The sequence below is a fragment of the Paenibacillus baekrokdamisoli genome (assembly GCF_003945345.1).
Taxonomy (GTDB): domain Bacteria; phylum Bacillota; class Bacilli; order Paenibacillales; family Paenibacillaceae; genus Paenibacillus_Z; species Paenibacillus_Z baekrokdamisoli.
Genome location: NZ_AP019308.1, coordinates 5,979,753 through 5,998,222, shown reverse-complemented (window position 1 = coordinate 5,998,222; position 18,470 = coordinate 5,979,753). Strand labels below are relative to the sequence as shown.

Annotated in this window: 10 protein-coding genes; 2 read left to right on the top strand and 8 right to left on the bottom strand. The window is 45.9% G+C overall.

The genetic code is table 11. The features are described 5' to 3' along the window. Nucleotides 1-164: 164 nt before the first annotated feature. The 4 genes from EKN16_RS33835 to EKN16_RS26260 form a co-directional block, all read right to left on the bottom strand. Nucleotides 165-1,664 carry a transposase gene (locus EKN16_RS33835; RefSeq protein ID WP_375782107.1) on the bottom strand — a complete coding sequence of 500 codons (1,500 nt, stop codon included), beginning with the start codon at nt 1,662-1,664 and terminating at the stop codon, nt 165-167. Nucleotides 1,665-1,906: 242 nt separating this feature from the next. Continuing rightward, nucleotides 1,907-4,492 carry a U32 family peptidase gene (locus tag EKN16_RS26270; protein WP_125663826.1) on the bottom strand — a complete coding sequence of 862 codons (2,586 nt, stop codon included), beginning with the start codon at nt 4,490-4,492 and terminating at the stop codon, nt 1,907-1,909. 147 nt (nt 4,493-4,639) lie between these two features. Further along, complete coding sequence (locus tag EKN16_RS26265) at nt 4,640-6,529, bottom strand: copper amine oxidase N-terminal domain-containing protein (protein ID WP_125663824.1); 1,890 nt, start codon at nt 6,527-6,529, stop codon at nt 4,640-4,642. 43 nt (nt 6,530-6,572) lie between these two features. Further along, nucleotides 6,573-7,685: a S1C family serine protease gene (locus tag EKN16_RS26260; protein WP_375782105.1), complete on the bottom strand. Its 1,113-nt coding sequence runs from the start codon at nt 7,683-7,685 to the stop codon at nt 6,573-6,575. 373 nt (nt 7,686-8,058) lie between these two features. On the opposite strand from EKN16_RS26260, the gene EKN16_RS26255 reads away from it, so the two are divergent. Further along, on the top strand, nt 8,059-9,027 hold the full coding sequence (locus EKN16_RS26255) for a sugar phosphate isomerase/epimerase family protein (protein WP_125663822.1): 969 nt from the start codon (nt 8,059-8,061) through the stop codon (nt 9,025-9,027). 56 nt (nt 9,028-9,083) lie between these two features. On the opposite strand, the gene EKN16_RS26250 is transcribed toward EKN16_RS26255, so the two are convergent. Both EKN16_RS26250 and EKN16_RS26245 read right to left on the bottom strand, forming a co-directional pair. Beyond that, nucleotides 9,084-10,952 carry an S-layer homology domain-containing protein gene (locus EKN16_RS26250; protein WP_125663820.1) on the bottom strand — a complete coding sequence of 623 codons (1,869 nt, stop codon included), beginning with the start codon at nt 10,950-10,952 and terminating at the stop codon, nt 9,084-9,086. Nucleotides 10,953-11,095: 143 nt separating this feature from the next. Next, nucleotides 11,096-11,311, bottom strand: coding sequence for a hypothetical protein (locus EKN16_RS26245; RefSeq protein WP_125663818.1), 216 nt, complete (start codon nt 11,309-11,311; stop codon nt 11,096-11,098). A 290-nt stretch (nt 11,312-11,601) separates the two neighbouring features. Between EKN16_RS26245 and EKN16_RS26240 the strand changes: the two genes are divergently transcribed. After that, entirely contained in the window at nt 11,602-13,212 is a 1,611-nt protein-coding gene (locus EKN16_RS26240) for a nitrite/sulfite reductase (protein WP_125663816.1), read from the top strand. 184 nt (nt 13,213-13,396) lie between these two features. Here the strand turns inward: EKN16_RS26240 and uvrA are convergent, their stop codons facing one another. Further along, on the bottom strand, nt 13,397-16,282 hold the full coding sequence (gene uvrA, locus EKN16_RS26235) for an excinuclease ABC subunit UvrA (protein ID WP_125663814.1): 2,886 nt from the start codon (nt 16,280-16,282) through the stop codon (nt 13,397-13,399). 84 nt (nt 16,283-16,366) lie between these two features. Then, nucleotides 16,367-18,370 (bottom strand): excinuclease ABC subunit UvrB, encoded by a 2,004-nt coding sequence (gene uvrB, locus EKN16_RS26230; protein WP_125663812.1) that lies wholly within the window; start codon nt 18,368-18,370, stop codon nt 16,367-16,369. Nucleotides 18,371-18,470: the final 100 nt, after the last annotated feature.

The following is an 18,470-nucleotide window of genomic DNA, read 5'->3' as shown; positions in this document are numbered from 1 at the left end:
ATTAGAGTTAATATGTGCTAGTATTCGCCTTATTTCGCCAAATCCCTTCTAAAAGTTTAAAACCTTTAACAAAATATTATATTATATATTTAAACTTTATTGGTTATATTTTCTAATTAATTGATAAATAACTTAATATACTTATTATTCATGACTTATGCAGTTCATGAGATTAATCGGTAATTGTGAGAATCTATGCTTGAATGCACCGGCCACATGGTCATGGAGAGATTTTTGGGCCAATATGCGGAAATAAGGCTTGCAAAACGGCGTGCCTCTATGTCAAAATCGATGTAGATTCGCTTTAAACCCTTGTGGTTTCTTGTGCGAACCTGGCAACGAGTGTGGAAGAGACCGCGAACCATTTCGCCGTGGGTGTGGCTCTCATCACTCGTTTTTTCTTTGTTTACTTGCCATAACGCATAGGCAAGTAGCGTCTCCGCAGCAAAAAGTAACTCCATGTGCGCGTGCTGATGTGCTTCGGATGTAGAGTGGCACTTTTCAAAGCCAAGTTCTTGTTTGGCCGCGCGGAAAAACACCTCTATACGCCAACGCTTTCCGTACACTTCAAGCGCCTTATCTGGCGCATCATGTCGGTTGCTAATGATCAAGTAGGCTCCTTTGTAGGTTGCCGGTTCATCTGGTGAATCTTCCTTCACATCAACGCTTTCCTCGTCTTCTTTAAGCCGCATAGCGACAACGGCAGCAAGGGGAACGAAGCGTTGTTTCGTTACAAGTTGCCCTTTCCGCCCTTCAGCAAGATAAGGTATTTTCATATAAATATCAGATACTGAAATGGCGAAGATTCCCTTCTTGCTGGATGTAGATAAGCGCTTGTATGTATCCTGAATAAGCTGTCGCGCCGTAACAGGTACATACCGATCACGACGTCCGGGGACTGTAATCTTTCGATGCAGTGCAGTATTGCGCTTAGCTTTAGTTACCCAGTCAAAGGAATGCTCTTGCAAGAAAACGAAAAAGTCTTTGCATAAATACCATCGGTCCATCGCTACCCAGAGGCGGCAAGTGACCGACTCGCGAAGCATGAGCAGCATTTGTCTGGCTAAATCAAACTTGGTCAAGCCGGTTTCCTCGTCAGACATTTTGCGCCAAACGCGGTAGAACAACGGATATTCGAGTCCGTTTCGGAGCACGGCCTGAAGGACAACGAGGTTCATGCACCAGCTATAGGATTTGGATGAAGAGTCCCTGAGCCAGCACAGGAATGGCAGTTTCTTTGCATAGGGATGGGCGCTATGTGTATCGTCGAGATTAATAATATCGCCTTCTTGAAGCGCGGTTTCCCGTTCTTCCTGAAGCCTGGCAACCCGTTTTTTCCCAAACGTCAGCCATGCATGGGGAACTGTGAAGAACCGGCTGAGCGTGTATTGTGCGAGTTTGTAGGGTTTAAACATGAGTTCAAGTAGAGCATCTTTCCCAGCCAGTTCGCTCATTTGTACAACCGATGAGCATCCAGAGATCAATCCGATGATGTACATAAAGCAAAGCATCCATGAAGGAGCTCCGCTTCGTTTGAATATCCCAGCTTGCATCAAGAGCAAAGAAAAGTCGAACTTTTCCCAAAGTGATCGCAAGACCGGCGCTCCCGCGCATTCGCCTTGTGAAAGCTTACGAAATCGTGGATTTTCAAGGGTTTGTTTCACGAAAATCACCTATTATCTCGAAGGTATACCCAGTAGAAAAGGTATTCTTCGTGATTATCGGGGTGATTCCAAAAAGTCAAGGGATTTTCCGGGTTTTAGTTTACATTTCTATGACTATTGATCGTTTTCCAACGATTGGAATGAACTGCATAAGTCATGATTATTCAGGAATGGAAATATCGTTTAACCGGAGGCATTAAAAAAGAGAGACCCTTTAGCGGATCTCTCTTTAGCGTATTCCTTTATTTAACTAGCTGACCACGGGTTACGCCAAGCTGATTAATAGCCTTCAAGCTTCGCCATACTTGCGTACCGGTAATCCGTCCCGCAAGCGCATTGCTATATAATTCGATAACTTCATCCACCTTCTCGGCTGTTTCCTCCAAAAATTCGATTCGGAAGGAAGCAACACCAAGATCTGCAAATTGTCTGACATACTCGGCACCTGATTGTTCAATTGCATTATAGACCGTATTGCGGCAGCCTTCATCAACACGGACAGGATGAGACATACCAATTCGATCCTGCAAGGAAACACGACGATCCTCGCATGGACGACCACAGTTCGTGAAATCTGTACCCTCACTTAGGAACGTACAGTATACGCAATGCTCCGTGTGGAACATCGGCAAATGCTGATGAATGACAACTTCCATCTTCGATGTATCACTATTACGCAATAGATCGAACATTTGCTGTACATTCAAATCATACGAAGGTGTAATGAGATTGCAGCCTGCATCGACGAAGAGATCCGCTGCTTTATGGTTCGCGATATTAAGAGAGAAGTCCCCGATTAGCTGCGGGAATGGTTCATTTGGCTTTGCTGCATGTGCTCGCAAATAATAGTACAACGCTCCGGTATTGCGTATCAATACAGCATCCGGCTGTAATTTCAATATATTCGCATGGTAGCCATTCTCTCCTGGCATATGAATCCTCGGCGTTGCAAGCGCGATTGGCTTACCTGCGCTCCGCGCAAGTGCCATCGCAGCGGGAAACTGCTTAATGAACTCAAAATCGGCATAAACCATGCCGACTTCCTCGGAGCGGACAGCAGCCTCCAGCTGCTGCAAGCTGCGGCAAAGCACGGTTAGCTTCGCACCTGCGGTCGCGCCCTCTGCGCGATCCGCCTTACGCGGCTGCGCCAGCGGCGAATCCATCGCTGCTGCCGGCTGCTGCAGCGCTGAATCTGCGGCTGCGCCGGTTCTCACGTCCGCGTAAACACTAACCTCCCGTTTCACATACACGGGTGGCTTCGGCCTCTCACCCGCGAGCTGCTCTACAGCCACGCGGCGCATCCGATTCAGCTCGCGCATCGGCAAGATCAAATCACCGTACAGCTCCGCATCCAGCGATTCGAGCTGATAAACGGTACCGCCTAGTCGGCCAAGCTGCTCCTCGAGCAGCGCCTGATCCATCGGCCGCTTCTGAGCCAACTCCAGCTCTAGCTCCGAGAAGACCTCAACAGTCGTTCCCTTCTGCACGTCTGTCCACCAAGTGTGAAGCGGTTGACCAAGCGATCCCCTTACCTTCACGCTAAGCGGAAACACTCGATAAGGCTTTTCGGTCTCGAAGGTCGCACGAAGCCTACGATCAAGTGCCGGATCATTGGTCTTCCATATCCGGTCGCCAACATGAACACGGCGCAGATCAACGTCATTGCGCCCAGGTACCAGCTCAAGTATCGTACCTTCCTGAGCCTCGCCTTCCAGCTTAGTTCCCTGCCTGCGCAGATCATAAATGCGGCCGCCTTCTTCTTTCTTCGTCGGATCCCCGGCATCAAACACGATACCGTCACCACGTTTGATCGGCGCTTCCACCCGACATATAATCGCATCGCGAAGAATCTTCTCCACCCGTCCCAGATATACGCCGCGGCTCTTAGGAAACGTACCCTCAACCAACTGCTTGTTGTTCGTCCCTCCAAGGAAACCATGAGTAAAACCGCGAGAGAAGCTTTGTTGAAGCTCGCGCATGTCCTCTTTAGAGGGTGCGGAACGGTCACCGTCAAAATATTTATCAATCGCAGTCCGGTATTTGCTGACCACGTTAGCGACATACTCTGGACTTTTCAAACGACCCTCGATTTTGAAAGACATTACACCCGCTTCGATCAATTCAGGCACGAGCTCCACCGCCGCTAAATCTTTGGGGGAGAGTAAATAGGTGATATCTCCCATCAGCTTCTGCTCACCGTCGACCATCAGATCATAAGGCAATCTACAGGCCTGTGCACATTCACCGCGGTTAGCCGAGCGGCCGCCCCACATTTCGGACGTTAAGCATTGGCCAGAATAAGACACACATAATGCGCCATGTACGAATACCTCCATCGGAAGCTTCGCTTGTTCGCCAATTGTCTTAATTTGCTTCAGGTTATTCTCCCGTCCAAGCACAACCCGTTCGATATCAAATGGTTTGGTGAATTCCACAGCTTCTGGAGAGGTAATTGTCATTTGAGTGGAACCGTGAATCGGGAAATCAGGCGACAGCTCTCGAATCAGCTTAACTAAGCCAAGATCCTGCACAATAACAGCATCAACACCTGCATCCACACAGGCTTCAATAAGCCGCTTCGCCTCTTCTAGCTCATTCTCAAACACTAATATATTAAAGGTTAGAAACCCCTTGACACCGTAGCTGTGCAGAAAAGCCATAACTTCTGGCAGCTCATCGGTCAGAAAGTTGTTGGCTCTTGCCCTTGCATTAAATTTCTCCACACCAAAAAAAACCGCGTCCGCTCCATTTGCAACAGCAGCACGCATACAATCCCAATCGCCCGCAGGTGCCAACAGCTCAACATCTTGCCGTTTAATCGTTCCCATCTAGCCTTTCGCCATCCTTATCTATCAATCGCTTATTTTGTATTAAGTGTACCAGAGCAACAACTGCGAATCCACCTCAAACGGCAAAACACCGCAGGTTTCCGTAATATACCGGAAACCTGCGGTGCCATCCTATCCGTTATTCCATTAATTAAGTGTAAAGGAAGCAACAACTTGCTCGATTTGCTTGCGGTTCTTCTCTGTGTAGTTAGCTGTATTGATGTTTATGGTTAGTGCAAATACTTTACCGCCCTTTTCAAAAATATAGTAAAGGGATGTATAAGGAGTATCTTCGCCTGGCACATCAACTACTACTTTATAACCGGTTTTATTCCCTACCGTTATCGAGGTGTTTTCTGTGACCTTTGCTTTTGATGCTATCATATCTTTATCCTGCTCTGCATAGTGCTGCATGTTTTGCGCAGCTTCACTTGCTGTCACGCCTTCAACCACATTCAGAAAGAAATAACTGTACCTACTGTTATAAGAGATTTCTTCTTTCTCGAAATCTTTTTTCACTCCGTACCAAGATTGCGGAAGTACAATAGAATACCCATACTTTTTACTTGTTTTCGTAACTGTTAAATTCTCAAGATCCAGATCATCTTCAATTTCACTGAAATTTGCATCTACATACGCTGTATTAATATTTACTGTCGGCATGATTTGATTGAACAAGGATTCACCTTTGCTCGCATTGTCCATCGAATAATAAAAATCCGCTTCATATTTATGCGCGCCTGATACGAAGAATACTTGATACTCTTTGTACCATTCTTTTTTATCCCACGTATATTCATAGGTTAATACTTGTGCCGTACCATTGACGAGCTTGATTGTTGATTCGGTTACATTTCGGTAATAATCGGATTGAAATTCACTTTCCAAATCCTGACGATTTCTCTTTAGCCATTGATCAACAGTCTCACCCTGCTTCAAGGAGCTAATAGAGAAATCCATATAGCCATCGTCACTAACGAATCTTGGCTTGTCGCTCTTGTCATCACGAAGCCAATCAGCTGGTAATTGAACGCCTAGTCCATAGTCCATGTCATAAACAGTCATGACACCATTCTTCACTTTGGTTATATCCTTGAGAGTACTGTCTCCCGCGGAAAAAGAAGTTTTGAAGCTATCGAGCAGCGTTTGGTATTTATTGAGACTATCACGTGAATTCGACTTCACAGAAGTCAGGATAATAAAAATCCGATTGTCTTTTTGAATGCCACGCATTTCGTAATACCAGCCATCACGATCACGACTTACCACTTTCTCAAACGTGGCAGCACCGATAGTAACCGACTTTTTCTCTACTACAAATTCATTGTCCTTGAAAAAGCTAATCATAAATTCGCGAAGCTCTTCACGAGTATAAGATTGATCCACATCATGTATGGTTATTTCAATGCTTGCATTCCCAGAACCATCAGCCCATACCGTACCGTTCCCGTTATCACTCTGGTAGGCAAGTGATAAATCGCTCGGGTAGTCTAAGGACCAACCATAGTAGCTGTCTCCGACCTTTGTTTTACCAGCGTCTGTGTTAATTCCACCTGTATTGGTTCCATTGGTGCCACCTGATGAATCTGCTTTAGCACCTTTAATAGTAATCTGCTTGCCCACGGCCTGGATGCTTGCACCGAAGGATGAAACGATGACGCGAAGCGGAACCATTGTTGTGTTATTCACAACCTTAGTTTCCGTTGCAAGCGTTGAAGGAACGCCATTAACTTTGACAACTTTACTGCCAATCGTCAATATAACAGAGGTTTTGTTATACGTTAGTGTAATGATTTTATTGTTCTCCAGCTTTAGACCAGCTCCGAAGGCCTTTGTTATGACACTGAGCGGAACAAGTGTAGTTCCATTAACTTGAAAAGGCTGTTGAATGGTCGATGTTACTCCATTCACGGAAAGAGTCGGGCTGCCAATCGCAAGCTTAATCTCAAGCGGCTCTGCCGCAGCACCTACAACTGCAGGAAGTAGTGCAACGAACATACTTAACACTGTGAATATACCAATTAATCGCTTCATCATTTCTACATTTCTCTCCCTTGCGCTAGCAGCGCTATAACTTTTCTTATTTGGCTTCGATGAGTGTGAGCTTGCGTGTGATGATATCTCCGCCGGATTGCAGTGTGACTTCAATGGACTGTCCTGGAAGATACGCCTTCAGCAGCTCATTAAGATCAACGGCAGATGTAATGGCTTTGCCAGCTACCGAATAGAGTAAATCTCCAGGCTTAATATTCGCTTTACGCGCTGAGTCGCTGGTAAGCGATGTAACCTTCAAAGGCTCCGTAGTCGGCAGCCCCACAATAGCAGACCAGCTCTCTTCAAGCTCGAGACCTAGGGAAGGATGCATAACTCTGCCATATTTGAAAAATTGGTTAACTACGTAACGAACCGTATCTGCTGGAATAGAGAAACCCAAGCTCTCAATACCGGAACTGACAAATTTCAATGAATTGATGCCAATAACCTCGCCTTTCATATTGACGAGCGGTCCTCCGCTGTTGCCTGGGTTAATCGCCGCATCCGTCTGAAGCAGCTTGTAGGCCGATGCAATGGAACGATTCATCCCGCTAAGAACACCAGTGGTTGCTGTATTACGAAGGGTGAACGACACCGGTGTACCGATCGCAATAACCGTTTCTCCGACTTGAAGCTGCAGCGGAACGGAAGCAAAGGTGGCTGGTTTCAAATTCGTCGCGCTTATTTTTACGAGAGCCAGATCGCTAGTCTCATCCACATTCGTACGTTTGCCTTCATATTGTTTGCCGTCAGCTGTCACCACGACAATATTCGTCATATCCTTTACAACATGGGCATTCGTCAAAATCCAACCATCTGCTTTCCACACGACACCTGTGCCATGTGCCAATGCGTATCGATCAGAGCTGTTGCTGTCTGTTGGCTTGCCAATTATGGCTACGACAGAGGGGGACACTTTCTTAATTACATCTGGCACTTGCGATGCTGGCGTGTACGCATAGCTGTTTGCCTTTGCATCATAAACTCCTGTGCCGCCGAGCGCCTTCGTGAGCGAGCTTGCCTTTACGTAGACTTCTCCGTTAATGACCTTAGCGTCAAGTAGGGTCGATCCTGCAGTACCTGCTGCAATTGCAGATCCAGCCATTAACAGAGCTCCAATCGCAGTTAGAGCTATAAACCGCAACCAATTTCTTCTCAATATTCTTCCTCCGTCCAATATCCAATAAATGTATTAGAAAAAAATGCTAGAATAACTAGAATTACTCTACTATATCTTAGGGATTCTAACAACCAAAAATTCCAACTATTAGCTTATAGTAATATTAATTTATTGTTCTGATAGTATTAATTCACATTACAATTGATTTCATTTTGCTCTTTATGTTTCTTAACAGGGATATTCAATGAGGATGAAACCCTTCATTTGGTGGGGGATTGCTGCTCTCATGTTTTGTGTCCTGTTTATATGCAATTTTGTTATTTGGACATTCGAATGTTACCCTTCCTAATTGCCCATGCTATAATAGGTTCATTAAATTCTACTTATAATAATGGGAGGCTAATTAAACCTTATGAAACTTGGTGTATTCTCTGTACTATTTGCACAAAAGCCGTTTGAAGAGGCCCTCGATTACATTGCTTCCAAAGGTCTGGATGCCGTAGAGCTTGGCACTGGCGGTTACCCTGGTAACGCTCATTGTGATCCTGATACATTGCTCGCTGATAAAGGGAAGCTCAAAGCCTTTAAGCAAGCTATCGATTCCCGCGGCCTGACTATTAGCGCGTTAAGCTGCCACGGCAACCCGCTTCACCCGCAAAAAGCAATTTCCATCGAGCATGATTCCATCATCCGTAAAACGATCGAGCTCGCTTCTGAGCTAGGTGTATCTGTTGTAAATACGTTCTCTGGATGTCCCGGCGATCATGAGGATGCCAAATATCCAAACTGGCCTGTAGCCCCATGGCCGAATGATTTTCAAGATATCCTTAAATGGCAATGGGAAGAAAAAGTTATCCCTTATTGGACTGAAATCGGCAAGTTCGCAGCAGAAAGCAATGTAAAGATCGGCCTTGAGCTGCACGGCGGCTTCTCGGTTCACAGCCCGGCGACTTTGCTTCGTTTGCGCGAAGCAGCCGGCGACGCTATTGGAGCTAACCTTGATCCGAGTCATATGTGGTGGCAAGGTATCGATCCGGTACAAGCAATCAACATTCTTGGACGTGCGGGAGCTATTCACCATTTCCATGCTAAAGACACATCCATTGATCCGATCAACATTAACCGTCATGGCGTTACGGACATGCAGTCTTACAGCCTGATGCTGGATCGCGCTTGGCAGTTCCGTACAGTAGGTTATGGACATGACCTCAAAGTATGGGCAGATATCATCAGTGCACTTCGTCTCGTAGGCTACGACTATGTTGTGAGCATTGAGCACGAAGATGGACTAATGTCTGTAGATGAGGGCTTCACAAAAGCCGTTCAAAATCTCCAACAAATCCTAATCCGCGAGCCGATTGGCGAGATGTGGTGGGTGTAACCATAACGAATAACCTCCAGCCCTAGGGCCGGAGGTTATTTTTTTCGAATCAACCGTTACGCTTTAGTTATGAATCGTTCAAATACATTCTCTAGAATGATATACGTCTGCTCATGTGTCAAATGACCACGCGGGTTAAAGTTCCCTTGTCCTACCCCACCCAGCAAACCTAATTGAACAGCTTTATATACATTATCACGAGCCCAACCCGTAATTTGCGAGTCATCCGCGAATTTAGCGATGGAGTTAGTTGAGGCCGTGGGGAAACCATCCTTATGCAGCAGTTGATTCAGCCTATCATTTAAGCGGATAAGAAGTGATGCTGCTTCCTGCCTAGTAAGTGTCTCCCAGGGTGAGAAGGCAGCTGTTGAGGTCCCTTGTATTAGACCATTCTTTACGGCCTTCCCAACAGAGATATCATCTATGTCCTTAAAGGGTGAATCCATACCTTCAAGCGGCTTGCCTAGTATATTCTCACAAAGGTCAACCGCCGCCTGTGCAAAATCCAATCTGTTAATCGGCTTTTGATAGTTGCGATCCAGATAATTGCCTATAATTCCATTCCCTTTGGCCTTCGTATAGGCTTCCATGGCCCATTCGCTCACTTTTTCCGAAGAGTTCGAGTTCACGACTTCAATTGACACGCGTTGTTCCTCTTGAAAGTAATTCTTATAGCGTATTTCTGTCGTTCCAGCTTTCAAAGCGGTAACTTGACCTGTGATGTTGATGGATGCGACTTCTGGATGGTCCGAATATAGCTTCCCATCTATATTACTGCTTAAAACAGAGGACGGCTGAACCGTTTGCAATTGAATTTGTTCCCCTTTTTTAAGCAATAATGATTGTGCGCGGAACTGAACCGGCTGAATGAGCTGGAAGAAATTTGTTTCGAACTGGATAGAAGTCGTTCTTCCACCTTTATCATAGATACCGGAGACATCTACACGGAACTGATCATTGCTGTTAATGGCCTCAAGTGCATCCGGTCTGAAAATAATGCAGAAGGGAATCCCATATCCACCGGTCTCCACATTAAAATATCGTCCCTTTTTATCTGTATTGGTCTTGTCGAAGCTCCAGCTCTTATTGTCACTGACCCTTGTCAAGGTTACGTGTATTTCCTCTACCCTCGTCTTATCATACTTATCAGGATTTAATGAAACGGACCATGCATCCTGAGGTGCAAACACTTCAGATGGAAAATATCCCGCCGCTGGCCAGCTTACATAGCTGTAAGAGACCTCATCCTTGGGCCGCTCCCGATTAAATGCATGCAGAGCTGCGTACGGATACATATAATCATTCTCTGTTTTGGAGTAGACGAACCCAAACATTGTTTGTTTCATTGTTGGATTAATGATCCACCTGCGATGACCGACCCGATCGATATTACTGGTATCGCTATCTGACATATAACCAAGCACATTACTATACAGCGTTGGATCACCCGCATATAAATTGCTGGAACTAGTTCCCGCATAACCCAGCTTATATTGAGCTTCGTCCATATCTGCAGGCTTAGATGGTGTATGAGTAAGCTTTTGATTCACAGCATTAACCAGCGCCCCTGTCTGCTCCTGCAGCTCCAGACTCCAGTCAGGTTTTACGTCATCTGGCAGCCCAGCCAAGTATCGAATGAAGTTAACCGCCTTAATCCCATCAAGGATGTATTCCTTCTTCAACTTCCCTGCTTTGTAAGGAGCTTGGAGACTTGGCTGCTCCTCGTAGATATTCATCCCATTCATATAATCAAATCCGACGGCCATTGGCTTATATTGCTGCCACTTTTGAATAATGTCCGCCTTACTTCGCCCCTCAGTTGTCGTCTGCACATCGCTAGCCGCCATGACTACAGTTGTAACTGTCGCAACTGAAGCAGCAATACATACAGCAGCAAGTAGTGCCTTCATCTTCCCCGTTTTCATTTTCTTTAAATCCCCTTTAAATTATAGTGGTATTCGCAGCCTCACTGTATATATCGAAAAAAGCCGTCTAAATCTTGAGTGCTCAAGATCTAAACGGCTTTGAAAGACTTCACTTATTCATGTAAACGGATGAGAGGTTGGAACTACGCCAACCATACTTTGAAAATCATTACGTAGTTAGCAAAAAGGAACACCAACAATGAAACAGTAGCGAACCCGATCGCAAAAAGATTTTTCTTCGGACGTGCCATTAACAGGCGAACCCAGCCGATAAAGATGACAACCGTAAATAGCAACATGAAAATATCCATTGGATCAAACTTTGAAAGTGTGGATGCAGCTGCTTCAGCAAGAAACATGGTGAGACCTCCTTAAATTTCGCACGTACCCTATATTAGCTTATGTTATCCTCATCACGCTCTCGATGCAAGTATCTATTAAGAATCGTAACAAGTTTGTCACCATTTCACAAATTACCTTTCATTATAAACATTGTATATGCAAGGCATAATAAATTCTTATAGATGAACTAACACCTTGACATTGTTCGATACAACTAAATATGATACCATTCTTATAGAATATTCATACCTTAATTATCGGAATTTACGGCGTAACAACGGTAGTCAATATAAGGAGGCATAAACTGATGGCGTACGAAGCTGTTTGGATGAATGATCCATCCAAATTGAATAAATTTGAGTTTGTCAAAATGGAAAAAGACGGTTTGGATGTTATTCGCACGATTATCGATAAATATTCAAATGAAGGCTATGATTCCATTCCCGAAGATGATATGAATCGGTTCAAGTGGGCCGGCGTATATGAGCAAAAGCCTCGTGACGGCCATTTTATGATGCGTATTCGTATCAACTCAGGTATCCTTACATCTGCGCAGGCTCGTGCAATCGCTTCAATTGGACGTGATTACGGACGTGACCTCATCGATGTTACTACACGTCAAGCTATCCAATATCACTGGCTGCGTGTCGAGAATCTACCTGACATATTCAAACGTCTTGAAGAGGTTGGTTTGTACTCCTTTGAAGCTTGCGGCGACTGCCCGCGGACAATTGTTGGGAACCCGCTTGCAGGTATCGATACAAATGAATTGATGGATACTCGTGCGATTGTAGAAGAAATTAATGATTTCTTCCTATTGAACCGTGATTTTTCCAATCTGCCCCGCAAATATAAAATGTCCATCTCTTCTAACATTTATAACAATGCACATGCAGAGATTAACGATCTTGCTTATGTTCCGGCTACAAAAGTTATCGACGGTCAAGAAGTAATTGGCTTCCACATCTTCGTTGGCGGCGGCTTGTCGGCTAAACCACATCTGGCCAAAGAGCTTGATATGTTTGTACGTCCAGAAGATACATTAAAGGTTGCTGTCGGTGTTACGCAAATTTTCCGTGATTATGGCTATCGTGAGAAGCGTCACCAAGCAAGACTGAAATTCCTCATGGCAGACTGGGGTCCAGAGAAATTTAAAGAGAAACTAGTCGATATCATCGGCGAAATGCCATCTAAAGGCGAGAGCAAGGTTGCCGGATGGAACGCTGTTTATTACGACGGTGTCTACCCACAAAAGCAAGAAGGCTTGAACTTTATTGGTCTAAATGTACCGGTGGGTCGTACCAATTCGGATGAATTAGAACAATTGGCTGATATCGCGGACAAATACGGCGATGGTACCATTCGTACAACAATGTCCCAAAATATCATCCTTGCTGGTATCCCAACAGATAAGATTGAAGAAGTGCTTCAAGCACCTATCCTACAGCGTTTGTCTCCTAAAGCCAAACCATTCATGAGCCGTACGGTTTCCTGCACGGGTAATGAATTCTGTAACCTAGCTGTTGTTGAAACCAAAGAACGCGCACGACGTGTAGCTGAATACTTGGATAACCATGTGGATTTGGATGAGAAAATTCGTATTCACTTCATTGGCTGTCCGAACGCTTGCGGTCAGAAGCATATCGCTGATATCGGTCTGCAAGGCGCACTTGTCAAAACACCAGAAGGCATGGTCGATGCGTTCGATATTGCAGTCGGCGGTATTCTAGGACCTGGGGCTATGTTCAACCAAGCACTCAAAGGCCGTGTTAAAGGCGATGATTTGAATGACGTTCTCGTTCAATTGATTCATTTCTACAAAGACGGACGTGAAACGGGCGAGAGCTTCCACCAATATGTACTTCGTGTTGGCGTTCCTGCATTCCAAGAAAAGTTAACTGCCATCTTAGCAGTTTAATCGAAACGGTAAAGATACAAGACCCGGCGTCCATGTTGATGCCGGGTCTTGCTGTAGATCGAGGCTGCTTAACTTGATTAAACAAAATAAACAACCCCCTTATCCTAATGCTGGAATTAGAATCCTAGGCAATAGCATCAGGGGGTCGTTTTGTTATCCAATCAAATCTGTATTCACTTTAAGTTTATTCCGCTATACCTGCTGCTACACTCTCAGCCGCATGCTGCTGCCCGATCGTTCGTTGACGGTCCCTCTCCAGAATTGGCTTCATATAGCGCCCTGTGTAAGAGGCTTCGACTTTTACAACCTGCTCCGGTGTACCCGTAGCTACGATCGTGCCGCCGCCATTCCCTCCTTCTGGTCCAAGATCAACGATATAGTCTGCTGTTTTGATAACATCCAGATTATGCTCAATGACAAGAACGGATTCGCCCGAATCAACTAAACGATGCAAGACAACCAGCAGGCGATCAATATCATCCACATGAAGGCCTGTCGTAGGCTCATCGAGAATGTATAAGGTCTTCCCCGTACTTCTACGATACAGCTCCGCCGCAAGCTTCACACGCTGCGCCTCGCCGCCTGAGAGCGTCGTCGCCGGTTGGCCAAGCTTCATATATCCCAGACCGACGTCAAACAAGGTTTGAAGCTTGCGATGGATACGAGGAATATTCTTAAAGAACTCGCAGGCATCCTCGATAGTCATCTCCAGCAGATCAGCAATACTTTTGCCTTTATATTTCACTTCAAGCGTTTCTCGGTTATAGCGTTTGCCTTTGCAAATTTCACATGGCACATAGACATCCGGAAGAAAGTGCATCTCAATTTTAATGATTCCGTCACCTCGGCAAGCTTCGCAGCGTCCGCCCTTAACATTAAAGCTGAATCTTCCCTTCTTATAACCACGAACCTTGGACTCATTCGTTGTCGCGTACACATCACGTATGTCATCAAACAAGCCTGTGTACGTGGCAGGGTTAGAACGCGGTGTTCGGCCGATCGGTGATTGATCGATTTCAATGACCTTCTCCAGATTCTCCAAGCCACGTATTTCTTTATGCTCTCCTGGACGTGTTTTTGCTTTATTCAGATCACGTGCCAGCGTTTTGTATAGAATCTCATTTATAAGTGTCGATTTGCCTGACCCTGATACGCCGGTTACGGCTGAAAAGACACCTAGCGGGATCTTCACGTTAATCCCCTTCAGGTTATTTTCCTTGGCCCCTCGGATTTCTAACCACTTGTCACTTGTAACCCGACGTTGCAGTGGAACTGGAATGAATTTACGTCCGCTGAGATAAGCACCTGTAAGTGAATGCTCATCCGCCATCACCTCCTGCGGAGTCCCCATGGAGACAACTTGGCCGCCATGAATACCCGCGCCGGGACCGATATCGATAATATAGTCGGAGGCGAGCATAGTGTCCTCATCATGCTCGACAACGATGAGCGTATTACCAAGGTCACGCATATGCTCCAAGGTCTTAATAAGCTTGTCATTATCCCGTTGATGGAGACCTATACTTGGCTCATCAAGAATATAGAGAACACCCATCAGACTAGAACCGATCTGTGTGGCCAGACGGATACGCTGCGCTTCTCCACCAGAGAGGGTTCCTGCGGCACGATTAAGAGATAAGTATTCAAGACCGACATTCACAAGAAATCCTAAACGGCTGTTTATTTCCTTCAAAATCAGGTTAGCAATCGTCCGATCCTTCTCGCTGAGCTCAAGCGCTTCAAAGAAACGCTCTGCTGCCCCAATCGAAAGCGCGGTTACATGTGCAATATTTTCCTTGCCAATCGTAACAGCCAGGCTTTCCTTACGAAGCCGATGACCTTTGCAGCTTGCGCATGGCTTCGCACTCATATACTGCTCAATATGCTCCCGAATGCCGTCCGAGGCTGTCTCTCGGTAACGACGCTCCAGGTTGTTTATGATACCTTCAAATGGCACCAATGCTTCTTTGGAATGTCCAAAATCATTCTCATAGCGGAATCGAACACGCTCGCCACCCGTTCCATACAAAAGCTTCTTCATATGCTCGGCAGTCAGCTCAGAGACCGGAACATCCTTGGGAATCTGAAAATGCAAGCAAACCGCATCCATAAATTGCGGATAATAGTTAGAGGTGCTGCCCGCCCATGCCTCAAAAGCACCTTGCTCAATCGTTTTACTCGTGTTTGGAACAAGTAAATCCGGGTCAACGATCATTTTGGCACCAAGGCCATCACATTCCGGACATGCTCCATAGGGGCTGTTAAATGAGAACATTCGCGGTGCTAATTCATCTATGCTAAATCCACAAGTTGGACATGCGAGTGTGGAGCTGAACATCAGCTCTTCCTTCTCCATGACATCGACGAGTACTTGACCCCCAGACAGTTTAAGTGCTGTTTCTAGTGAATCCGCAAGCCGAGTCTGAATATCGTCCTTCACAACGATTCGGTCAACAACGACCTCGATGCTATGCTTCTTGTTCTTCTCCAGTTCAATCTTCTCGCTTAATTCACGAAGCTCGCCATTGACACGTACCCGAACAAAGCCCTGCTTCTGAATGTCAGCTAGAAGCTTGGTATGTTCACCCTTGCGACCCGAAACAATAGGTGCCAGAATTTGAAGCTTCGTTCGCTCTGGATATTCCATAATCCGATCAACCATCTGCTCTACAGTCTGTGAAGTAATCTGGATACCATGCTCCGGACAATGAGGCTTGCCGACCCGAGCAAATAACAGACGCAGATAATCATAGATCTCCGTTACTGTTCCAACCGTAGAACGCGGGTTACGGCTCGTAGTCTTCTGATCAATCGAAATTGCCGGCGAAAGACCTTCGATGGAATCGACATCCGGCTTTTCCATTTGTCCAAGAAACTGACGGGCGTAGGCGGATAGCGACTCTACGTAACGACGCTGCCCCTCTGCATAGATCGTATCGAACGCAAGCGATGATTTACCCGATCCGCTAAGACCTGTCAGTACAACGAATTTATCGCGTGGAATCGTAATGTCGATATTTTTCAAGTTATGGGCTCTTGCCCCTTTAATAATAATCGAATCTATAGCCAACTTCGTATCCCTCCTATATTGCAACCCTTATGCGTGTGAGCTCAGCGGCTCTAGTTTCAGTCAATTCTCTCATCGAAGGCGTTTCTAGCCAAGCTCGGCTTTGAGCTCCAGCAGGGCATCACGCAGCTCGGCGGCTCGTTCGAATTGCAGGTTCTTCGCTGCATCCTTCATCTCGGCCTCGAGACGCTGCACGAGTGAATGACGATCTTTCTTCGACATTTTGTCCGTGCCGATACCTGTTAAGTAGTCGCTCTTCTGCTCCGCTACCTTCGTAGCTTCTATTATCGCATGTACCTTCTTGCGAATGGTCTGCGGTGTAACGCCATGCTTCTCATTATAGGCAATCTGAATCGTCCGGCGGCGCTCTGTTTCACTGATCGCCTTCGCCATGGAATCTGTAATTTTATCACCGTACATAATAACGCGGCCTTCTGAATTCCGAGCAGCCCGCCCAATCGTCTGAATAAGGGATCGCTCCGAGCGGAGGAAGCCTTCCTTATCCGCATCTAGAATTGAAACAAGTGTAACCTCCGGTAAATCCAGACCCTCCCGAAGCAAGTTGATACCAACAAGCACATGAAAAGTACCTATACGCAGGTCTCGCAAAATCGCCAACCGCTCCAATGTCTTGATATCGGAGTGAAGGTAGCGCACCTTAATGCCAACTTCCTTCAAGTAATCCGTAAGATCCTCAGACATCTTCTTCGTTAAGGTCGTAACAAGCACACGCTCATCCTTCGCGATCCGATCACGAATTTCCACGAGCAGGTCATCAATCTGCCCCTTCGTCGGCCGCACTTCGATAACAGGATCGAGCAGCCCCGTCGGCCTAATAATTTGCTGAATCATCGTCGGACACTTCTCTAGTTCGTAAGGACCAGGCGTTGCCGAAACATAAATAATTTGGTTATCCTTTTCTTCAAATTCCTCGAAACGGAGTGGTCGGTTATCCATCGCAGATGGAAGGCGGAAACCATGATTGACCAGCACTTCCTTCCGCGCCCTATCTCCGTTATACATCGCTCGAACTTGAGGAAGTGTCACATGGGATTCATCAATGACAACAAGCATATCTTTAGGGAAATAGTCCATGAGTGTGTAAGGTGTAGCGCCGCGCTCCCTGAAAGTAAGAGGTCCAGAATAGTTCTCAATTCCCGAACAGAAGCCCATCTCATGCATCATTTCCAAATCATAGCGAGTCCGCTGCTCCAATCGCTGTAATTCCAGCAGTTTCCCCTGCTCTCGAAGCTCTGCAAGGCGTTCCTCGAGCTCTGCTTCTATATCTTTGAGAGCCACCTTCATCGTGTCCTCGTGGGTAACGAAGTGAGAAGCCGGGAATATAGCTACATGCTCACGTTCACCGACGATTTCACCTGTAAGCACATCAATTTCGGTTATTCGTTCAATTTCATCACCAAAAAGCTCAACGCGGATCGCTCGCTCATTATTGGCAACTGGGAAGATCTCCACGATATCGCCACGCACACGAAAAGTGCCTCGTGCAAAATTAATATCATTCCGCTGATACTGAATATCGACCAGCTTATGCAGGATTTGATCACGCGGCTTCTCCATGCCTGTTCGCAAGCTAAGCACTAAGCTTCCATACTCTTTCGGTGAGCCGAGACCATAGATGCAGGAAACACTGGCTACGATTATGACATCCCGACGCTCGAAGAGTGAACTGGTGGCAGAGTGGCGAAGCTTATCAATCTCTTCGTTAATGCTGGAATCTTTCTCAATATACGTATCTGAGGAAGGGATGTAAGCTTCAGGCTGATAGTAGTCATAGTAACTAACAAAATAGGAAACTGCGTTATCTGGGAAAAATTCCTTAAACTCACTGCAAAGCTGCGCGGCCAGAGTCTTGTTATGAGCAATAACAAGCGTCGGACGATTAAGCTGCGCAATAGCATTCGCTATCGTGTAGGTTTTGCCCGTCCCCGTTGCACCCAGCAAAGTCTGATGCCTCTCGCCTGCTCTAACCCCTTCTACGAGCTGTTTAATCGCTACAGGCTGATCACCTTGCGGTGAATAATCGGATTGGAGATTAAACAGCTTGCCTTGCTCCATTTCCTTCTCGACCATGCCTTTTTACACCCCAATCCTCTTCGTTCTATGAATAAAGGCCTATTAATTTGTATACCCAATTAACCCGATAAAATAGACAGAGGTCTGTTATAAAATC